This window comes from Caballeronia sp. LZ035, assembly GCF_031451175.1.
Taxonomy (GTDB): Bacteria; Pseudomonadota; Gammaproteobacteria; order Burkholderiales; family Burkholderiaceae; genus Caballeronia.
This window is the reverse complement of record NZ_JARUXS010000002.1, coordinates 1,223,619-1,242,509: the sequence shown is the minus strand read 5'-3', so window position 1 is coordinate 1,242,509 and position 18,891 is coordinate 1,223,619. Positions and strand designations below refer to the sequence as shown.

Below are 18,891 nucleotides of genomic sequence, written 5' to 3'. Positions count from 1 at the left end.
TTCAACCATGCAAAACGAACGTTCACCCTTGCACGTCTCAGTCGTGGAGAAGTTGTCATCGACGACCATCAGCATCTGCTGGAGCGATCCCTGCCTGGGTCACTACGCGAGTCAGATATGGGGAATGGCCGTTGCACGCATGGAAGCTATCTGCATGTTGTCCGGTAAGCCGATACACCGGGGAGATTCCATCTTTCGCCCCCGCGCTTATGGAGCGCGAGTGCCGGTCAACCGGCATCGGATGATCCTGGCTTCGGCAGTCTCGGGTACTGACACTTGAGACAGGCCGACGTCGATTCAGTAATGGAGCACCACATGACGCTCAATGCAATGTCTCGCCCACGAGCCGGCGTGATCGCCGACCATTTCGAACCTTTCCCGGCCAAGGCCGAACGACATCCTGAGCCACAGGTCGACTGGCTGACGCATCTGCTGCGCATGATCACGATCAGCGGACGATTGGAGGTTCGTTGCACCTACGGTGCGCCATGGCGCGTGGCTCGGGTGCAGTCCGCTGCGCATGAAATTCCCTATCACATCGTGCTCGAGGGTCGGGCCATCGTCGAGGATCCGAAGACCGGGACGACCAGGGAACTGGTCAGCGGCGACATCCTGCTCCTGCCCCACGGGTCGGCACATGTTCTGCATGACGGCAGCGGACAATCCCCCGCGCCCATCCACCTACGTGAAAACGCAACGGGACTTCGGTTCAGCGAGAACGATGGTACGGGCCAGCGTCTGGACATGTTGTGCGGGCGGTTCTTCATTGCACCGCCTCACGATCGGCTGATCCGCGATTACCTGCCCACGAATCTGGTGGTGCGGGCCATGGATGGCGATGGTGAATCGCGTACCGGCTCGGTTTCGCATCAGCTCGCGAGCTTTGTCGCGCTGATGCGCGACGAGTCCACGAGCGACAGAGCGGGCGGACATGCGATTCTCAATGCGCTCAGTTCGGCGCTGTTCACCCTGATCCTGCGCAAGGCGAGCGAATCCGAACAGGCCCCGGCAGGCTTGCTGGCCCTCGCCGCTCATCCACGGCTGGCGCCGGCTATTACAGCGATATTCTCCGAGCCCGCCCGGCCCTGGAGTCTGCCTGAGCTAGCCGGCTTATGCAGCATGTCGCGCGCCACTTTCATGCGGCGCTTCCAGGACGCGCTTGGTCGCTCGGCCATCGACTTGCTGACCGATATTCGCATGAGCGTGGCTGCAAACGAGTTGAAGAAGTCGACGATGTCCGCCGAGGCAGTCGCCGAATCGGTGGGATATCAATCCGTATCGTCGTTTCGTCGTCTGTTCGCCGACCGGATGGGCATGACGACCGGTCAATGGCGTCGTCTGGCGCGCCAGGGTGAGTGACAGGGCTCGCTTCCCAGGAGAAGTTTGACTGCGCGTTCAGGCCGTCCATGTCGATCCGGCGATGACGAAACGCGTGCTCATGCGTTTCCAGACAAGCCTTGAACCATCCACGTCGACTTGATCCTTTTGGGCCTTTTTTTGAGCTTATCTGCTCGTGATTTCGCTTTCGCGCAAGCCTAAAGTAGTGACTCCCAGCCCACTCGAGAAACAGGCTGATCTGCAGATAGCAGCACTGCGCAGAACAAACGCACGTGACTATCCCCAGCCTGTTTCCGCACCTATAGGAGTTGCCATGAACGCTCGAACCGACATGACCAATGCAGTCATCGAATGCATCCTGAGTCGCAGCGCCGCCAAGTACTACGATCCTGCGGCCACGCTGAGCGACGAACAGATCCGGGAGCTGGTGCGGATCGGTACCAGTGCGCCGACGTCCTTTCACTTGCAGAACTGGCGCTTCATCGCCGTACGCACACCCGAGGCCAAAGCCCGTCTGAGCCCGATTGCCTGGAACCAGCCCGCGATCGTCGATGCGGCCGTGACCTTCATCGTTTGCGGCCAGTTGGTCGATACGAGTGTCATACCGGAACGCCTGGCTCCGTTGGTCGAAGCCGGCGTCATGCCCGCCACAATGGTCGCGGAATGGGAGAACCCCGCACGCGATCTGTACATGGCGTATCCCCAGCGTCAGCGGGATGAGGCCGTCCGCACCGCGACCTTCGGCGCGTCGGCGATGATTTATGCGGCTCGCTCACTGGGTCTCGGTTCGACACCGATGATCGGTTTCGATGCCGAAGCCGTGCACCGCGAATTCGGACTGGCGACGGATGAAGTTCCGGTGCTGCTGTTGTCCATCGGCTCGGAGCGATCAGGAAACTGGGCACAGAAGCCGCGTCGTCCCGTGAGTGATGTGTTGGCGCTCGTATAGACGCTTCGTTGCATCAACAGAGAGACGTCCTCTCGAAACCCCTTCCTCAATCCATGACTTATAGCGCGTGACATGACACGAATGACTATCTCGCAACCGGATCAGGTACCGGCTGAATCGAAACCGACCCTCGATGCGTTCTCGAAGAATATCGGCTTCACCCCGAACATGATGGCGGCCTTTGCGCAGAGCCCGATTGCATTCAACGCGTGGGCGAATCTGCTCGGCTCCTTGAGCAAAGCACTCGATGTGAAGACGCGTGACAGCATCGGCCTGGCGGTGTCCGAAGTGAACGGGTGCAACTACTGTCTCACGGTTCATAGCTTTACGGCCGAACACATGGCGAAGCTGCCCGCCGATGAAATCATTCTCGCGCGCAAGGGCCATGCGACCGATCCGAAGCGGGACGCCGCCGTTCAGTTCGCACGCAAGGTTATCGAAACGCGTGGCCAGGTCAATGACGCCGATCTGAACGCCGTTCGCGATGCCGGCTATACGGATGCAAACGTGATGGAGATCGTCGCGCTGGTTGCGATGTACTCGTTGACCAACTTCTTCAACAACGTGTTCGATCCCAAGAAGGACTTTCCGGCCGTTGCCCCGGCCGGCTCGATCTGAACTCGATGACCAAGCGCGGCCCATGATGCACGACGACTCGCCGACGCTCGAAAGGAGAAGTCCATGAGAACCCGAAAGATGCTCGCTGCCGGTTGCATGACAGTCGCCATCGCGACGTCCGGCTTTGCCTCGGCCCATGACGTAAAAGCCGAAACCGTCACGAAGGACTTCGATGCGGCCATTCCCAATGTTCCCGGCAAGTCGCTAATCGCAGTGGAAGTCGATTATGCGCCGGGAGCAGCCTCGCGACCGCACACTCACGCGAAGTCGGCCTTCATTTACGCCTACGTAATCAAGGGCGCGATAGCGTCGAAAGTCAACGACGGCGAGACGCGCATCTATCGGGCGGGCGAAAGCTGGTCCGAGCCGCCGGGCGCACTCCACGCCATCAGCCGCAATGCGAGCAAGACCCGGCCGGCGAAGCTGCTTGCGGTGTTCGTCGTCGACACCGACGACAAAGCGCTGACCACGCCGCTCGAATAGCTTCTGGAGCCTTTCCATGCGTTCCTTTGAAATCAAACCCGTCGGAAACGACGATTTCCATCGCTGGCTTCCACTGTGGGAAAGCTATCAGCGATTCTACGAAGTCGACATTCCCGAGCCAGTTACCCGTGAGACATGGGCACGCTTCCTGGACCCCAGTGAGCCAATGCACGCGGCGCTTGCAACGGCTGGCGAGCAGACGTACGGACTGGTGCATTCGATCTACCACCGCTCCACGTGGACGACAGGGGATTACTGCTACCTTCAGGATCTGTTCGTTACGGCCGATGCGCGCGGCGGCGGCATCGAGCGCGCGCTGATCGAGTACGTTTGCGCCGCAGCGAAGCAACGCGGCGTGTCCCGTGTGCATTGGCTTACACACGAGACGAATCGAGTCGGCATGCGGCTCTACGACAGCGTCGCTGATAAATCAGGCTTCATCCAGTACCGGAAGTCGATTGCCTGAACTCCCTGAACAGGAAAGCACAATGAATACGCGCGAAAATCCGATCCGTTTCCGTATCGCTGAAAAGGGCCCTGGGCCCCTCTCCAGTCTGGCCTTGTTGAGATGGGCGCTGGTGATCGTCTTCCTCTGGTTCGGCGGCATGAAATTCACCGCCTACGAAGCAAATGGCATCGCTCCGTTCATCATCAACAGCCCCGTCATGAGTTGGCTGCACACCCTGTTCGGCGTTCGAGGGGCAAGCTATGTTATCGGCGCACTCGAGTTGTCGACGGCTGCGGCACTGATCATCGGAGCCTTCCAGCCGATGTTTTCCGCACTGGGCGCAGCGATGTCCGCTGCGACGTATCTGATCACGCTCACCTTCATGTTGAGCACGCCCGGAGTAGCAGAAGTAACGGCGGGCGGATTCCCGGCGATCTCGGCCATGCCCGGTCAATTCCTTCTCAAGGATGTCGTGTTGCTGGCTGCATCGCTGTCGCTGCTTCTGGCGTCGGTTCCAAAGGCCGCCTTGAGTCTGAGCAGGTTGACGAGAGAAGCCACATGAAACAATCCATCGAGGTCGGTGACAGAATCGCCGACAAGTCCTCACAGCCCGATGACCGCACTGTCCGCGACTGGATGGGGCCCGGAGCATTCAGGCATTGGGTCGAACTGCGGCGCTGGATCGAGGCATCCTACCCTGGCGTATTCGCGCCAGACTGGTTACATGGTGGCAAGAAGCGCGGGTGGTCGTTGCGATACAAGAAGACCCAGGCGTTCTGCACGCTTCTTCCGGCATACAGGCTGCTTTCGGTCCTTGTCGTCCTGGGACGCGCCGAGCGAGAGAAATTCGAGGCGCGACGCTATTCCTGGAGCCCGCAGTTGGTCAAGCTCTACGATGAAACCCGTGCGTATCCGGATGGGAAGTGGCTGACGATTCCGATCCTGTCCGCGGATGATCGGGATGAGGTGATGGAGTTGGTGAGCATGAAGCGCCCTCCACTGTCACCCGGTTGACGTTCGCCGGAAGAACGCGTGTCTAACCCGCACTCTGCCGCGTTCAGCCCTTCACCTCGCTACCTCGTCCGTCGCAATGAAGGCGAATCTCTCAACATGCCGATGCACACGTCGCTCAGATATTCGGCGTCACGCGGCAGCGCGATCGAATCCTGATCCATCAGCCAGTCGCGCAGCACACCGCCCAGAAACGCGTGCACGACACTGGACGCGCGCCCGGTATCGAGTTCGAGCGGCAACTGCCCGCGCGCGATCGCATTGATGAGCCCCTGTTCCAGTTGCTTGCGTCCCTTGCGGGCGGCATCGCGCTGACGCTCGAACACGATATCCATATCGCCCTTATCGTGCGTGTGCTCGCAATTCGTGAACAACACTTCGAACACATGGCGGCTGTGCGGCTCGATCACCACCGTGCCCAGGCAATACACGAGCAGCGCTCGAATCTTGCCGAGCGGGTCCGGTTCGGCGGCATCGACGGCCGCTGCGACGAGCAGTTCCATCGGCAAGGTCACGCGATTCGTCACCGCCACGAACAGATCGCCCTTGTTGCGGAAATGCCCATAGACGGCGCCGCGCGTGAATCCCGCGCGCAACGCAACCGCCTCCAGCGTCGCATGAAACACGCCGCGCTCGGCGAACACGCGCTCAGCCGCATCGAGGATCTGGTCGCGCGTGCTCAGCGCCTGTTGTCGCGTTCGTTTCATCCGCCATGTCCCCGCGTCACACAGGCTTGTTCTCCCCTGTACCGTCAGGCGGATCGCCCGCATCATGGCCACCGTTCTGTCCGTGATGCGGCATCTTGTGCGATACCTCGTCGAGCTTGTCGCCTAGCATCTGGCGCACCACGACATAGAACACCGGAATCAGCAGCAGACCGAGAAAGGTCGCGAACAACATGCCGCCGATCACGCCCGTGCCGATCTCATGACGCGAAGCGGCGCCCGCGCCCGACGAGATCACGAGCGGGAACACGCCGAGAATGAACGCCATCGACGTCATCAGGATCGGCCGCAGCCGCAGACGCGCCGCGGTCAGCACGGCATCTCGCAGCGTCATGCCCTTTTGCTGCCCTTCCACGGCGAACTCGACGATCAGGATCGCATTCTTCGCGGCCAGTCCGATCACCGTGACAAGGCCGATCTTGAAGTAGATATCGTTCGGCACGCCGAAGCCGAGACAGAACACCAGCATGCCGAGCATGCCGAGCGGCACGACCAGCAGCACCGAGACCGGAATCGACCAGCTCTCGTAGAGCGCAGCGAGACACAGAAAGACGACCACGATCGACAACGCCATCAGCGTCGTCGCCGACGATCCCGACAGCAGTTCCTGATACGACTGGCCGGTCCAGTCAGCTGCGAAGCCGCGCGGCAACTGGTGATTGACGATATCGTTGAGCGTATCAATCGCCTGTCCGGTGGAATAGCCCGGCCCCGAGTTGCCGACGATCTCGATCGCCGAGAAGCCGTTATAGCGCGGCAGCACCGTCGGCCCGAAGGCCCACTTCGCGTTCACCACGCTGGCCAGCGGCACCATGTTGTAAGGCGCAATCGACGTATTGGCTGGCGACGGATCGACCGGCGTGACGAAGCCGTTGGACGCGACCGTCGTCACCGTGCTGCTCTTCGAAGCAGAAGCAGACGCCGTCGACGTGAACAGACTCGGCGTGTACAGATGCTGAAGCGCGTCGAGACTCATGCGGAAGGGCGCATCGGCCTGCACATAGACGCGCTTCACGCGGCCGCCGTAAGTGAACTGGTTGATATAGAACGGCGCGAGCTCCATCTGCAGCGTCTGGTAGACATCGGAGAGCGAGAGGCCCATCGCCTGCGCCTGCGTGCGGTCCACGGCGATATCCAGCTGCGGCGCATACGGCAGCGAGTTGGGCCGGATGCCGAACAACACCGGGCTCTTCGCGGCACTGGCGAGCAACGCGCCCTGCGCCTGCGCGAGTTCCGCGCGTGACTGCCCCGCACGCGCCTGCAAGTACATGTCCACGCCGCCGAACTGGCTCAGGCCGCGAATGGTCGGCAGGTTCACCACGAAGATCTGTGCATCCGGAATGGACGACAGAATGCGGTTGAATTGCGGGATCAGCTGCATCGCGGTCTGCGAACGCTTGTCCCAGTCCGACAGCTTGATGAAGGACATCCCGACGTTCTCGCTCGTCCCGACGAAGCTGAAGCCTTCCGGCTGAAAGATGCCGACGATATCCTTGCCCACCGCGCTCTTCAGCAGCTTCTCGCGCAGTTCGCCCATCACATGATTGGTCCGCTCGAGCGTCGAGCCGGACGGCAGGTTCACAAGCGCGAGCGCGAATCCCTGGTCTTCGTCGGGGACGAAGCTGGTCGGCAGCCGGGTGTACAGAAAGCCCGTGAGCACCACGACCAGCACGAAGCCGATCATCCAGCGCGGCGCATGACGCACCGCCTTGCCTGCATGACTCAGATAGTGGTTGGTGGTCCAGTCGAAGGTCCGGTCGAACCAGCGATAGAACGCGTTCTTCTTGACCTGATGCTCGGGCTTGAGGATCGCGGCGCATAGCGAAGGCGTGAAGGACATCGCCAGGAACGCGGAGAAGCCCATCGACACCGCGATGGTCAGCGCGAACTGCGCATAGATGATGCCGGTCGCGCCCGGTTGCAGCGCGGACGGAATGAACACGGCGGACAGCACCACCGTAATCGCGATGATGGCGCCGGTGATCTGCTGCATCGCCTTGCGAGTCGCCGCGCGCGGCTCCAGATGCTCCTCGGTCATGATGCGCTCGACGTTCTCGATCACGACGATCGCATCGTCCACCACGATGCCGATCGCCAGCACCATGCCGAACAACGTCAGCTGATTGAGCGTGTAGTGCAGCGCCGAGAGACCGATGAAGGTGCCCAGCAGCGCCACCGGAATCACGAGCGTCGGGATGATGGTCGCACGCAGGTTCTGCAGGAACACGAGCATCACGAAGAACACCAGCACGATCGCCTCGACCAGCGTGCGGATCACGTCCGCGATCGAGGCCGTGATGAACGGCGTGGTGTCATACGGAATGCTCCACGTAACGCCTTCGGGCAAGTCGCGCGCGAGCGTGTCCATCGCGGCCTTGACGGCCTTCTCCACTGTCAGCGCATTCGCGCCCGGCAGCAGGAACACCGCGAGGCCGCCGGCGGGCTTGCCGTTGTAGACAGGCGCCTGCCCGTAGGTCTGCGAGCCGAACGAGATGCGCGCGACATCGCTCAGCCTGACCGTGGTGCCGTTATTGTTCGCTACCACAATGATGTCGCGGAACTGCTGAATCGAGGAGAACAGGCTGTCGCCCGATACGGTCGCGGTGAACACCTGGCCCTTGACCGCCGGATCGGCGCCGAGCGAACCGGCCGCGAACTGCGCGTTCTGTCCGGTGACGGCGTTGAGCACCTGCGTGGTCGAGAGACCATAGCTTTGCAGCTTGTCCGGGTCGAGCCAGATGCGCACCGCGTATTCGGACCCGAGCAGGGTCGTATTGCCCACGCCGGTCACGCGGCCGATCACCGGCTGGATCTGCGACGCGAGAATGTCGGAGAGCCGGCCTGCATCGATGGCCGCATTGTCGGACTGCAATGCGATGAACAGCAGAATGTCCGGGCTCGACTTCGCGACGATCACGCCTTGCTGCGTGACCTGGGACGGCAACAGCGGTTCGGCGAGCGTCACCTTGTTCTGCACCTGGACCTGCGCGATATCCGGATTGGTGCCGGTCGCGAACGTGAGGATGATCTGCGTCTGGCCGTTCGCGCTCGATGTCGAACTGAAGTACAGCAGGTTGTCGATCCCGGTGAGCTGCTGCTCGATCACCTGCGTGACGGTGGATTCCATCGTCTGCGCGCTCGCGCCCGGGTATTGCGCGGTGACGGTCACCTGAGGCGGCGCGATGTCCGGATACGAGTCGATCCCCATGGTGCGCACCGAGAGGATGCCGAACAGCGAAAGCAGGATCGCGATGACCCACGCGAAGACAGGACGGTCGATGAAGAAACTCGGCATGGGCGCTCTCCTACTTCGCCGCGCCGGCCGAAGCCGCTGACGCTGACGCCGCCGATGCCGGCGGTTCCCATGCGACCGTCTTGACCGGCGCCCCGATGTGCGCCATCTGCACGCCAATGACGACGATCTCGTCGCCGTCCTTGAGTCCCTTCGTCACCACCCAGTTGTCGCCGAGGCTGTCGGTCGTCTCGACATCGCGCCGCGCCGCCTTGTTATCCGCGCCGACTGTGAGCACGTAGGGCCCGGTGGTATCGCGCAGCAACGCCTGCTGCGGAATCAGGAACACGTTGTTCTGACGGCCGAAGTCGACCGTGAGCGAGACGAACATGCCCGGCAAGAGACGCCGGTTCGGATTCGCGACCAGCGCGCGCAGATTGACCGCGCCCGTGGACGAGTTCACGGTCACGTCGGAGAAATCGAGTCGGGCCACGGTGCCGTACGACGCACCGTTCGGCAATGCGATCCGCACCGTGGTCTGGTTCTGTTGCGACAGTTCGATTCCGCCGCCGTTCTGCGCTTGCTCGAGCGTCGCCAGATCGGCTGCGCTGATAGTGAAGTTGACGTACATCGGATTGATCTGCTGAATCGTCGTCAGCAAGGTGCCGTTGCCGCCGCTGTCGGCCGTGCTGCTGCCCACCACCGCGCCCGCCGTGACCTGCTGTTGCCCCGCAATGCCGCTGATCGGCGCCGTCACGCGCGTGTAGTCGAGCGACACGCGCGCGCTCTGTACCAGCGCTTCGTCGGCCTTGACCTTGGCGGCCGCGCTGCGTTCGGCGGCATCCGAATTGTCGACCGTCTGCTGCGACACCGATCCCACTGGCAGCAGCTTGCGATTGCGCAAGGCGGTCACATGATCGTTCGTATACGTGGCCTGATCCTGGGCCAGCAGGGCAAGGTCGTTGTTGAGTTGCGCGCGATAAAAAGTCGGATCGATTTCGAACAGCAACTGGCCCGCGCGAACCTCCGAGCCTTCCACGTAGTTTCGCTTGAGCAGCACGCCGGACACGCGCGCAGTAACGTTCGCGCTGTAATAAGGCGACAGGCGGCCGACGAAGCGCCGTTCGAGCGGCACCGTCTGCGCATGCACCTTCGTCGTCGAGACCTGCGGCGGCGGCGGCGGTGGCGTGCTCTTGTGGCATGCGGCAAGCACGATCAGACACAAATACGAGAGCGAGACGCGCCAGGGACGTGACTTCATGAGAGCTCCGTTTTTGCTTGCAAGCGGCTTGCGCGCGGCCGGGTCGAGGCGTGATGCTGACTACAGCGTGCGACTGTCAATCCGATGAAGCGGCGGCCCGTTGCGCAGCCACACTCGATGCCGCCGATGCCATGTCGGCGTCATCGCGCTGCCAACCGCCGCCGAGGTTCTTCACGAGCAACACGTGGCTTTGCGCAAGCAGCGCTTGCGTGTCGCGCAGACTCTGTTGCGCCTGGATCAGCGTGAGGCGCTGGGTCAACACGCTTTGCTGGCTGGCCGCGCCCGCCTTGAACTGCGCTTCCTGACTCGCGAAGATGCGGCTGTTGCTGTCGAGCACCTTCGCGTACGCGCCTTCCTGTGCGCGCAGATGATTCATCGAGGACAGGCTGTCATCGACACTCTGGAACGCCGTCAGCACCGTATTGCGATAGTTGGCGACGTTCTCGTCATAGTTGGCGCGGGCCTCGTGCATCGCGGCCGTGCGCGCGCCGCCGTCGAAGATGGTTTGCGCGAGGTCGGGGCCCAGTGTCCAGAAGCGGTTCGGCACGGTGAACAGATGCGCAATGGTGTTGTGCGCGAAGCCGCCTTCGGCCGAGAGCGAAACGGTCGGAAAGAACGCGGCCTCGGCCACGCCGATGCTCGCATTGGCTGCGGCCGCCGTGCGCTCGGCGCTGACCACGTCATAGCGCCGCTCGAGCAGTTCCGAAGGCAACGAGGAAGGCAGCGCAGGGGCGATGAAATGATAGTCGGCGTCCGGCGCGATGCTGAGCGACGCGGGCGGCACGCCGGTCAGCACGGCGATCGCATGCTCGTCCTGCTCGCGCCGCGTGGCGACCGTCTGCAACTGGGCGATCACCGTATCCAGTTCCTGATACGACAGCAGCAGGTCGTCGTTCGACGCTTGCCCGGCCTGATAGGCGGCCTGCGTCATCGCGAGGATGCGGGTGTCGATATCCTGCTGCTCCTGCAGCGCGCGAACATCGTAGTCGGCTTGACGCAGTTCGAAGTAGTCGATCGCGACGCTTGCCGCGATCGACAGGCGCTCGCCGGCCAGTTGCGCATCCGATGCCTGCGCATTGGCCTTCGCCTGCTCGATCTGCCTGCGCACGCTGCCCCACAGATCCAGTTCCCAGCTGACCGAGCCGAGCGCCACCACGCTGTTGCCCGGCGCGGCGATGGTCGATGAACCCGCGCTACGGCCCGCGCCCGCCGACTGGATGGCGCCGCCGGAACGCGCGCCCGACAGCCCCGCCGTGACGATCGGGAACAGCCCCGCACGATTGCTCTCCACGGTCGCGAGTGCGACGCGATAGGCGGCCTCGGCCACTGCAATCGACTGATTCGCCTGCAACGCCTGCTCGACGAGGCCGTTGAGCGTGTCGTCGTGATACATGCGCCACCATGTGCTGTCGATGGCGGCTTGCGGATTGGCGTCGGCGCGCTGCCAGTCGACGCCTTCCTTGAAGCCTTGCGGAATCTGTACTTCGGGCTTGCGGTAGTCGGGGCCCATCATGCATGCCGCGAGCGACGCGATGACGACGAACCCCAAAGCGACGCGCGCGGTACGGCGCCAATGCATGTGCATGCGGCCGGCGCTCGGGGAATCGATGGTTCGCGAACCTGCGGTCATGCGCATCCTCCTCTGGCGAATCAGGATTACGACATGCTTGTTTGGTATTACCTATCAATCCATGATGACCATCATGGCCGCCTGGTTCGCGATGAGGGGGATGAGTGCATCGATATCGGATGCACACGTTCGCAACGACACTACTCTATCTCGCGATCGGGATAATCAGTAAATAAGTATTTTCAATCGCTCCGTGCTGGCTTGAATCGGTAGGGTGTGCGGACTTTTCTTGTTGAACGCGGAAGCCGATAACCTGAAGATCTTATGACGCCTCGCTTACAAATAGCCTGTGTTTTAGCGCGTCCGATCGTCATAGCGTGCGAGCGACGAATGCATTTTCTTCCGAAGATACGAAGCCCCCTTCGCTGGACCTGACATCGGCGACCGCTCGCAACTCGGGCTTCAGTGCTCCTGTCCGCGCGCCCCAATAGTAGATTCCCAGCGCCATCATGCACACGGCGACGGTATCGAAAGGATGGTGCATCACGCCGATGCCCTGGAACGGCCCGAGATACGAAGCAAGCAAAGTCAGCGCGTAATAGCCGACCAGCCAGAGCGAACTGCGAACCTGCTGTCGGAACGAAAGATGTCCAACCACACTCTTCTTCATCACGAACAGATAGCCGATATAGAAAATAACCTGAACGCCCAGCAACCAGCAGAGATTCTTCCATCCGGTCCAATAGACGATGAGCGTCGCCACGACGAACGAAAGCGGACCAATCAGTCCAAGCGCCTTTACACGAAACGGACGCACCAAGTCCGGGTGACTTCTGCGCAAGGCTGCGACAGATACCGGCGCCACCGCATAGCTGACCACGAGTGACGCGGACACAATGGAAATCATCTCTTCCCACGACGGAAACGGAAGCGTCCAGAAAACGGCCAATGCAAGCGTGAGCCAGGTCGCACGACGCGGAATGCCCGTCTTCTCGTCGACCTTGGCGAAAGCACTGAAGAACGTGCCCGAATTCGACCAGGCGAACAGCGCGCGCGGCGTCGCATTGAAGAAGATGTTGCCGCAACCCGACGGCGAAATGACCGCGTCGATCGCGACCACCACGGCAAGCCAACCGACACCGAGCTGAATCGCGATGTCGTAGAACGGCAGCGACAGACTCTTCCCGACTTCATGCCAACCTTGTCCGACCAGCGACGTCGGCACCGCGCCGATGAACGCAATCTGCAGCAGCACATAGAGCGCGCCGGCCAGCAGGATGGACGAGACCAGCGCGATGGGAATGGACTTCTGCGGATTGCGCACTTCGCTGGCAACCGCGACGATCGGCGTGAGTCCGAGGAACGCGAAGATCACGCCGCCAGTGGACACAGCAGCTTCGATGCCAGACAAACCCGCAGGCGCGAACCCGGCAACGTGAAAGTTCGCGGGCTTGAAGAAGATCAGCAGCGTGATGATGATCGTCGACGGAACGATGAACTTGATGGCCGTCACGATGTTGTTCGCCAGCGCAAACGTCTTGACGCTGGCGAAGTTGAGACCGAAGAAGACCAGGATCATCGCGAGTTGCAGGATCCATCCCAGCTTGCTCGGACTGCTCGTGCCCGGCAGGTTCAACGCCGGCCACCAAGCGGCCGCGTATTGCCGTGCGGCGACGACTTCAAGACCGACGATGCTGGACATGTAGATCACCGTCATCAAGCCGATGAGACAGGTCACCATCGGCCCGTGGGAAATGTCCAGGTAGCTGATGGCTCCGCCCGGGCTGGGAATCGCGGCGCCGAGTTCGCAGTAGACGACGCCGAGCGTCAATACCGCGACGGCGGCGATCACCCATGAGAGGATCCCGGCAGGTCCGGCAATCGTGGCGACGTTACTCGCAGCAAACAGCCAGCCTGAGCCGAATACGGTTCCGAACCCGATCAGCGTCAAATCGAATGCTGTCAGGCTTTTTTTGAAATGCGCGGAATTCGACACGCTTTGTCTCCCTCCAATAGTTTTCTGAAGACGACGCACAGCGGCATGACACGCGTGCTTGCAAACGCGTGTCAAAACGTGCAGCCGATGTCACGCGGAACGTCTAGTAAGAGCCGCGTGAAGCCTCGATTACACGCGATAGTTCCCGCCGTCGCGTTCGAGCAGCCGAAGCAGCGCGGTCCATTCGCGGTCGAGGTGAACGGTATCGAGGTTCGCGTAGTCGTCGTGCTGCTTGGCCGCGTGCTCGCACACTTCCGGAGACGGGATCACCACTTTCTGTCCCGCCGACAGCGTGGCCACCTGAATCTCGCACGCCTTGTTGAGGTAGTACATGCGCGTGAACGCTTCGGCGACCGAGCGCCCTGTCGTCAGCAAGCCGTGATTGCGCAGGATGAGGTAGTCCCTCTTCCCGATGGACTTCACGATGCGCTCGCGCTCGTCGAGCTCCAGCGAAATGCCCTCGTACTCGTGATAGGCGACGCGGTTATAGAACTGCATGCTGATCTGGTTCAGCGGCAGCAGACCGCACTCCATCGCGGCGACGGCCATGCCGTAGGTCGTGTGAAGATGCACGACGCATTCGACGTCATGCCGTGCCTGATGCAACGCGCTGTGGATGGTGAATCCGGCCGCGTTGACTTCGAAGCGGTCGTCGCCGATCGGATTGCCGTCCACGTCGATCTTGACGAGCGACGACGCCGTGATTTCATCGAAGAACCAGCCGTGCGGGTTGATGAGAAACTGGTCGTCGGTTCCGGGCACGCGCGCGGAAATGTGCGTGTAGATGAGGTCCGTCAATTCATACTTCGCCGCGAGCCGATACGCGGCCGCCACTTGAACGCGCGTGTCCCATTCGGCTTGCGGGATATTCCGCGGCTTCCGGTTCACATGCGGGTCGGTCGTGGAAATCATGTTCCAGGTTCTCCGTGATTGAGCGTCGGCGACACGCGAGCGCGCATTGTGCGGTCGCCGAGCGTGGTGTTGAATGATTTGCTATCAGGCGATAGCCGATGCGAGCGAAGGAACCAGTTCGAACAGGTCTCCGATCAGGCCATAATCCGCGACGCCGAAGATGGGTGCTTCCGCGTCCTTGTTGATGGCGACGATCACCTTGCTGTCCTTCATGCCCGCAAGGTGCTGGATCGCGCCGGAAATGCCGACGGCGACATAGAGGTCTGGCGCCACGATCTTGCCCGTCTGCCCGACCTGATAATCGTTCGGGACGAAGCCCGCATCGACCGCCGCGCGCGATGCACCGAGCGCGGCGCCGAGTTTGTCCGCGAGTGGTTCGAGCACTTGCGTGTAGTGCTCGCCGCTTCCAAGTCCTCTTCCGCCGGACACGATGATCTTCGCGCTCGTCAGTTCCGGGCGATCGAGCTTCGTCACTTCCCGGCTGACGAAGCGCGAGAGACCTGCATCGTTCCCGGCTTCGACAGATTCGATCACCGCGTTTCCGCCTTGCGCGGCAACGGGCTCGAAGCCGGTCGCGCGCACGGTAATGACCTTGATGGCATCGCTCGACTGGACAGTCGCAATCGCATTGCCCGCGTAGATCGGGCGCTCGAAGGTGTCTTCACTGATGACCGCCGTGATGTCGCTGATCTGCGCGACGTCGAGCTGCGCCGCCACACGCGGCGCAATGTTTTTGCCGTACGCCGTCGCGGCGGCAAAGATATGCGTGTACGCCTTCGCGATCCCGAGCACGGTGCCTTCGATATTCTCCGCAAGGCCGTCTGCGAGTTGCGGCGCATCGGCCAGAAGAAGTTTCGAGACTCCCGCAATCTTCGCTGCGGCATCGGCGGCGGGTTGTGCGTTCGCACCCGCCACGAGGATATGAATGTCACCGCCGAGCGTTGCGGCGGCTGCGACGGCGTTGAGCGTCGCCGCCTTGATCGAAGCATTGTCGTGCTCCGCAATCACCAGCATCGTCATGTCTTCTTGTCTCCTTTACAGCACGCGGGCTTCGGTCGTCAGCTTGTCGACCAGTGTCTTCACATCCGGGACGGTGACGCCGGCGCTGCGCTTCGACGGCTCGGTCACCTTGAGCGTCTTCAGGCGCGGCGCGGCATCCACGCCGAGCTCCGATGGTGTGATCGTCGTGAGCGGCTTCTTCTTCGCCTTCATGATGTTGGGCAGCGTGACGTAGCGCGGCTCGTTCAGCCGCAGATCGGTCGTGACCACGGCCGGCAGGCTCAAGGCGAGAGTCTCGGAACCGCCATCGACTTCGCGCGCCACGCTCACCTTGCGATCTTCAACCGTGACTTTCGATGCGAACGTCGCTTGCGGAAGTCCGGCCAGCGCAGCGAGCATCTGGCCCGTCTGATTCGCATCGTCGTCGATGGCCTGCTTGCCCAGGATGACAAGTCCGGGCTTCTCGCGGTCCACCAGCGCCTTGAGAAGCTTCGCAACAGCGAGCGGTTGCAGTTCATCGGCGGTCTCGACCAGGATTGCACGGTCCGCGCCGATTGCGAGCGCCGTCCGAAGCGTTTCCTGACACTGCGCTACACCGCACGACACGGCGATGACTTCTTCCGCCACGCCCGCCTCCTTCAGCCGGACCGCCTCTTCCATGGCGATTTCGCAGAACGGATTCATCGACATTTTCACGTTGGCGACATCCACGCCCGATCCGTCCGACTTCACCCGAACCTTCACGTTGTAGTCGACCACCCGCTTTACAGCGACAAGCACCTTCATGTCTTTCCTCTCCTCTCTACTCGATGCGGTGGATTTTCCGGGCCGGACCGCTTCCGCCAGATGGCGGCCGATTTTGCATCAGGTTGACTGAAAAAATGAATACGTTCCGAATTTTTGAGCACTCCGCCGCAGCTATTTTCGGGCTGATGAAGCGCAGATCCAGTCACGGAAAATTCCTGATTTATCGCTATACAACAATGACTTACCTTCCTCTAGCACCATCGAAAAATCGCGACAGAATTTTGTTTGCTTGACATCAGATTAAGACGTCACTCATCATATGTCAACGATCAAAAAAACGAAGTCTTCCGGCCACGTATCCACGGCGGAAGCGAGCACGGAGACGTCTACGGTTCCCCGCCCCGGCGAGCCTTCTGAACGTGTTCGTCACATTTGCAAAAACGCGCCGAGTATCGGCTCGGCGCATATCATGGTTGACAAGGAGAGTCATGGTGGCCAGTCACGACAAAGCACGGGTAGGCGTCGATATCGGTGGCACGTTCACCGACGTCGCCCTCGAACTCGGTGGAAATCTCTACTCCACCAAGGTGCTGACCGATTACGAGGCGCCCGAGCGCGCCATCATCAAGGGCATCAGCATCGTTTCGGAAAAGGCCGGCATCGAACTCAAGGACATCGGCGTCATCATTCACGGCACCACGCTCGCGACGAACGCGCTGATCGAGCGCCGTGGCGCCAGGACGGCATTCATCACGACCGAAGGCTTCCGCGACACCATCGAAATGCGGACCGAGAACCGCTTCGAGCAATACGACCTCAATATCAAGCTGCCGCCGCCGCTCATCGAGCGCGCAAACCGCTTCACGCTCAGCGAGCGTATTGACGCCCAGGGCGGCGTACTCCTGGCGCCGACTGAAGCGCAGACCGGCGCTATCGTCGAGCGCATCGAGAAAGGCGGCTTCGAGAGCGTTGCCATCGGCTTCATTCATGCCTATGTGAACGGCGAGCACGAGCGCGCGATGCGCGACGCGATCCTGAATCGCCTGCCGCATGTGTCGGTGTCCATCTCCAGTGAAGTGTCGCCGCAGATTCGCGAGTTCGAGCGCTTCAACACGGTGTGCGCCAATGCGTATGTCCGTCCGATCATGAAGTCGTATCTGGATCGACTGATGGGCAAGGTGCGCGATGCCGGCGCGGTCTGCCCGATCTTCATCATCCATTCGGGCGGCGGCATCGTGTCGGTCGAAAGCGCGTCCGAGTTTCCGGTGCGGCTCGTCGAATCCGGTCCCGCCGGCGGCGCGATCTTCGCGGCGCACATTGCCGCGCGCTACGACCTCAACACCGTGCTGTCCTTCGACATGGGCGGCACGACGGCAAAGATCTGCCTGATCGACGACCTCACGCCGAAGACGGCGAACACCTTCGAAGTCGCGCGCACCTACCGCTTCAAGAAAGGCAGCGGCATGCCGATTTCGATTCCGGTCGTCGAGATGGTCGAGATCGGCGCCGGGGGTGGCTCCATTGCCTCGCTCGACGTGATGCGTCAAATCCGCGTCGGCCCGCATAGCGCCGCCTCCGAACCCGGCCCGGCGTGCTATCAGCGCGGCGGCACGCAGCCGACCGTCACCGATGCCGATCTCCTGCTCGGCCGGCTCGACCCGGCGAATTTCGCGGGCGGCACGATTCCCCTGTCCACCGACAACGCAGCGAGTGCGATGGTCCAGCAAGTCGGCGGCGCGATCGAACTGAGCGCGGAAGAAGCGGCTTACGGCGTCGCGGAAGTGGTCGACGAGAACATGAGCAACGCCGCACGCGTGCATGCGGTCGAGAGCGGCAAGGACATCGGCGACTACACGATGATCACCTTCGGCGGCGCGGGACCGCTGCACGCCGCGCGATTGTGCGAGAAGAGCGGCATCACGAAATTCATCGTGCCGCCGGGTGCCGGTGTCGGTTCGGCCATCGGCTTTCTCAGAGCGCCGTTCGGTTATGAAAGCGTGCGCAGCGCCAGCATGCGCTTCGAACACTTCGACGCCCAGGTGCTGAACGAAATCGTCGAGCAACTCACGCACGAATCCGTGCACTTCGCGAAACAAGGTTCGGGAGAAGCGGAGCCGATCGTCGATATCAAGGCCTTCATGCGCTACGTCGGCCAGGGATGGGAGATTCCGGTTGCGATGCCGCATCGCCGTTTTACCGCCGATGACCGCAAGCACTTCGCCGATGCCTTCGCCAAGGCCTATACGCAGTTCTTCGGGCGGCCCATCGACGGTCTGGACATCGAGATCGTCAGTTGGGCCGTCAAGGCAAGTTCGCCGCTGCCGCCGGTCGAGCGACTCCAGCTCGTCACGTCGCGCGACGCTGCCAAGGCGCTCAAGTCCCGCAAGATTTTCGATGCCGCGCTGAGCAGGTTCGTCGATGCCGCCATCGTCGAGCGCGCGTCGCTGAAGGTGGGCGAAAGCGTGAATGGACCGGCCATCATCGTCGAGCCGGAAACGTCGACGCTGATCACCTCGTCGTTCAACGCGACGGTCCAGCCCGACGGCTGTCTGCTCGCCACGTCGAAAGCAACGAACGCCGCAACGGCCCATCAGGAGTAAGC

General features: G+C 61.7%; 17 protein-coding genes. 9 read left to right on the top strand and 8 right to left on the bottom strand.

The genetic code is table 11. The annotated features are described in order from the left end of the window. Window positions 1-7 precede the first annotated feature (7 nt). From QCE88_RS21260 to QCE88_RS21225, 8 genes are all read left to right on the top strand, one after another. Window positions 8-280 (top strand): DUF3331 domain-containing protein, encoded by a 273-nt coding sequence (locus QCE88_RS21260; protein WP_309905805.1) that lies wholly within the window; start codon window positions 8-10, stop codon window positions 278-280. A 35-nt stretch (window positions 281-315) separates the two neighbouring features. After that, complete coding sequence (locus QCE88_RS21255) at window positions 316-1,359, top strand: AraC family transcriptional regulator (RefSeq protein ID WP_309905803.1); 1,044 nt, start codon at window positions 316-318, stop codon at window positions 1,357-1,359. 310 nt (window positions 1,360-1,669) lie between these two features. Further along, window positions 1,670-2,287: a nitroreductase family protein gene (locus QCE88_RS21250; RefSeq protein ID WP_309906544.1), complete on the top strand. Its 618-nt coding sequence runs from the start codon at window positions 1,670-1,672 to the stop codon at window positions 2,285-2,287. A gap of 72 nt (window positions 2,288-2,359) precedes the next feature. Beyond that, the gene (locus tag QCE88_RS21245) at window positions 2,360-2,905 is read left to right on the top strand and encodes a peroxidase-related enzyme (RefSeq protein WP_309905801.1); all 546 of its coding nucleotides are present in this window, start codon (window positions 2,360-2,362) and stop codon (window positions 2,903-2,905) included. A 63-nt stretch (window positions 2,906-2,968) separates the two neighbouring features. Next, window positions 2,969-3,388, top strand: a complete 420-nt coding sequence (locus QCE88_RS21240; RefSeq protein ID WP_309905799.1) for a cupin domain-containing protein — start codon at window positions 2,969-2,971, stop codon at window positions 3,386-3,388. A gap of 16 nt (window positions 3,389-3,404) precedes the next feature. Further along, entirely contained in the window at window positions 3,405-3,854 is a 450-nt protein-coding gene (locus tag QCE88_RS21235; RefSeq protein WP_309905797.1) for a GNAT family N-acetyltransferase, read from the top strand. 22 nt (window positions 3,855-3,876) lie between these two features. Further along, window positions 3,877-4,398: a DUF417 family protein gene (locus QCE88_RS21230; RefSeq protein WP_309905795.1), complete on the top strand. Its 522-nt coding sequence runs from the start codon at window positions 3,877-3,879 to the stop codon at window positions 4,396-4,398. Beyond that, complete coding sequence (locus QCE88_RS21225) at window positions 4,395-4,850, top strand: DUF3788 domain-containing protein (RefSeq protein WP_309905793.1); 456 nt, start codon at window positions 4,395-4,397, stop codon at window positions 4,848-4,850. The genes QCE88_RS21230 and QCE88_RS21225 overlap by 4 nt, the downstream gene beginning before the upstream one ends. Window positions 4,851-4,909: 59 nt before the next feature. Here QCE88_RS21225 and QCE88_RS21220 read toward each other — a convergent pair whose 3' ends face one another. The 8 genes from QCE88_RS21220 to QCE88_RS21185 form a co-directional block, all read right to left on the bottom strand. Beyond that, window positions 4,910-5,554, bottom strand: a complete 645-nt coding sequence (locus QCE88_RS21220) for a TetR family transcriptional regulator (protein ID WP_309905791.1) — start codon at window positions 5,552-5,554, stop codon at window positions 4,910-4,912. Between the two features lie 16 nt (window positions 5,555-5,570). Continuing rightward, the gene (locus QCE88_RS21215; RefSeq protein ID WP_309905790.1) at window positions 5,571-8,867 is read right to left on the bottom strand and encodes an efflux RND transporter permease subunit; all 3,297 of its coding nucleotides are present in this window, start codon (window positions 8,865-8,867) and stop codon (window positions 5,571-5,573) included. A gap of 10 nt (window positions 8,868-8,877) precedes the next feature. Next, on the bottom strand, window positions 8,878-10,065 hold the full coding sequence (locus QCE88_RS21210) for an efflux RND transporter periplasmic adaptor subunit (protein WP_309905788.1): 1,188 nt from the start codon (window positions 10,063-10,065) through the stop codon (window positions 8,878-8,880). 76 nt (window positions 10,066-10,141) lie between these two features. Further along, entirely contained in the window at window positions 10,142-11,695 is a 1,554-nt protein-coding gene (locus tag QCE88_RS21205) for an efflux transporter outer membrane subunit (protein WP_309905786.1), read from the bottom strand. Window positions 11,696-12,005: 310 nt separating this feature from the next. After that, window positions 12,006-13,631 carry an APC family permease gene (locus QCE88_RS21200; protein WP_309905783.1) on the bottom strand — a complete coding sequence of 542 codons (1,626 nt, stop codon included), beginning with the start codon at window positions 13,629-13,631 and terminating at the stop codon, window positions 12,006-12,008. Window positions 13,632-13,760: 129 nt separating this feature from the next. Next, window positions 13,761-14,543 (bottom strand): class II aldolase/adducin family protein, encoded by a 783-nt coding sequence (locus tag QCE88_RS21195; protein WP_309905781.1) that lies wholly within the window; start codon window positions 14,541-14,543, stop codon window positions 13,761-13,763. A gap of 84 nt (window positions 14,544-14,627) precedes the next feature. Further along, window positions 14,628-15,563: an FAD-binding protein gene (locus tag QCE88_RS21190; RefSeq protein ID WP_309905779.1), complete on the bottom strand. Its 936-nt coding sequence runs from the start codon at window positions 15,561-15,563 to the stop codon at window positions 14,628-14,630. 15 nt (window positions 15,564-15,578) lie between these two features. After that, window positions 15,579-16,328, bottom strand: coding sequence for an electron transfer flavoprotein subunit beta/FixA family protein (locus QCE88_RS21185; RefSeq protein ID WP_309905777.1), 750 nt, complete (start codon window positions 16,326-16,328; stop codon window positions 15,579-15,581). A 449-nt stretch (window positions 16,329-16,777) separates the two neighbouring features. Here QCE88_RS21185 and QCE88_RS21180 point away from each other — a divergent pair, with 449 nt between their 5' ends. After that, a complete protein-coding gene (locus tag QCE88_RS21180; RefSeq protein ID WP_309905775.1) occupies window positions 16,778-18,889 on the top strand; it encodes a hydantoinase/oxoprolinase family protein in 2,112 nt (703 codons plus the stop codon). Window positions 18,890-18,891: the final 2 nt, after the last annotated feature.

What these genes read in the sequence shown, in the direction of transcription:
- QCE88_RS21260 (WP_309905805.1), top strand. Translation starts at nt 8, where the DNA reads ATGCAAAACGAACGTTCACCCTTGCACGTCTCAGTCGTGGAGAAGTTG.
- QCE88_RS21255 (WP_309905803.1), top strand. Translation starts at nt 316, where the DNA reads ATGACGCTCAATGCAATGTCTCGCCCACGAGCCGGCGTGATCGCCGAC.
- QCE88_RS21250 (WP_309906544.1), top strand. Translation starts at nt 1,670, where the DNA reads ATGACCAATGCAGTCATCGAATGCATCCTGAGTCGCAGCGCCGCCAAG.
- QCE88_RS21245 (WP_309905801.1), top strand. Translation starts at nt 2,360, where the DNA reads ATGACACGAATGACTATCTCGCAACCGGATCAGGTACCGGCTGAATCG.
- QCE88_RS21240 (WP_309905799.1), top strand. Translation starts at nt 2,969, where the DNA reads ATGAGAACCCGAAAGATGCTCGCTGCCGGTTGCATGACAGTCGCCATC.
- QCE88_RS21235 (WP_309905797.1), top strand. Translation starts at nt 3,405, where the DNA reads ATGCGTTCCTTTGAAATCAAACCCGTCGGAAACGACGATTTCCATCGC.
- QCE88_RS21230 (WP_309905795.1), top strand. Translation starts at nt 3,877, where the DNA reads ATGAATACGCGCGAAAATCCGATCCGTTTCCGTATCGCTGAAAAGGGC.
- QCE88_RS21225 (WP_309905793.1), top strand. Translation starts at nt 4,395, where the DNA reads ATGAAACAATCCATCGAGGTCGGTGACAGAATCGCCGACAAGTCCTCA.
- QCE88_RS21220 (WP_309905791.1), bottom strand. Translation starts at nt 5,554, where the DNA reads ATGAAACGAACGCGACAACAGGCGCTGAGCACGCGCGACCAGATCCTC.
- QCE88_RS21215 (WP_309905790.1), bottom strand. Translation starts at nt 8,867, where the DNA reads ATGCCGAGTTTCTTCATCGACCGTCCTGTCTTCGCGTGGGTCATCGCG.
- QCE88_RS21210 (WP_309905788.1), bottom strand. Translation starts at nt 10,065, where the DNA reads ATGAAGTCACGTCCCTGGCGCGTCTCGCTCTCGTATTTGTGTCTGATC.
- QCE88_RS21205 (WP_309905786.1), bottom strand. Translation starts at nt 11,695, where the DNA reads ATGACCGCAGGTTCGCGAACCATCGATTCCCCGAGCGCCGGCCGCATG.
- QCE88_RS21195 (WP_309905781.1), bottom strand. Translation starts at nt 14,543, where the DNA reads ATGATTTCCACGACCGACCCGCATGTGAACCGGAAGCCGCGGAATATC.
- QCE88_RS21190 (WP_309905779.1), bottom strand. Translation starts at nt 15,563, where the DNA reads ATGACGATGCTGGTGATTGCGGAGCACGACAATGCTTCGATCAAGGCG.
- QCE88_RS21185 (WP_309905777.1), bottom strand. Translation starts at nt 16,328, where the DNA reads ATGAAGGTGCTTGTCGCTGTAAAGCGGGTGGTCGACTACAACGTGAAG.
- QCE88_RS21180 (WP_309905775.1), top strand. Translation starts at nt 16,778, where the DNA reads ATGGTGGCCAGTCACGACAAAGCACGGGTAGGCGTCGATATCGGTGGC.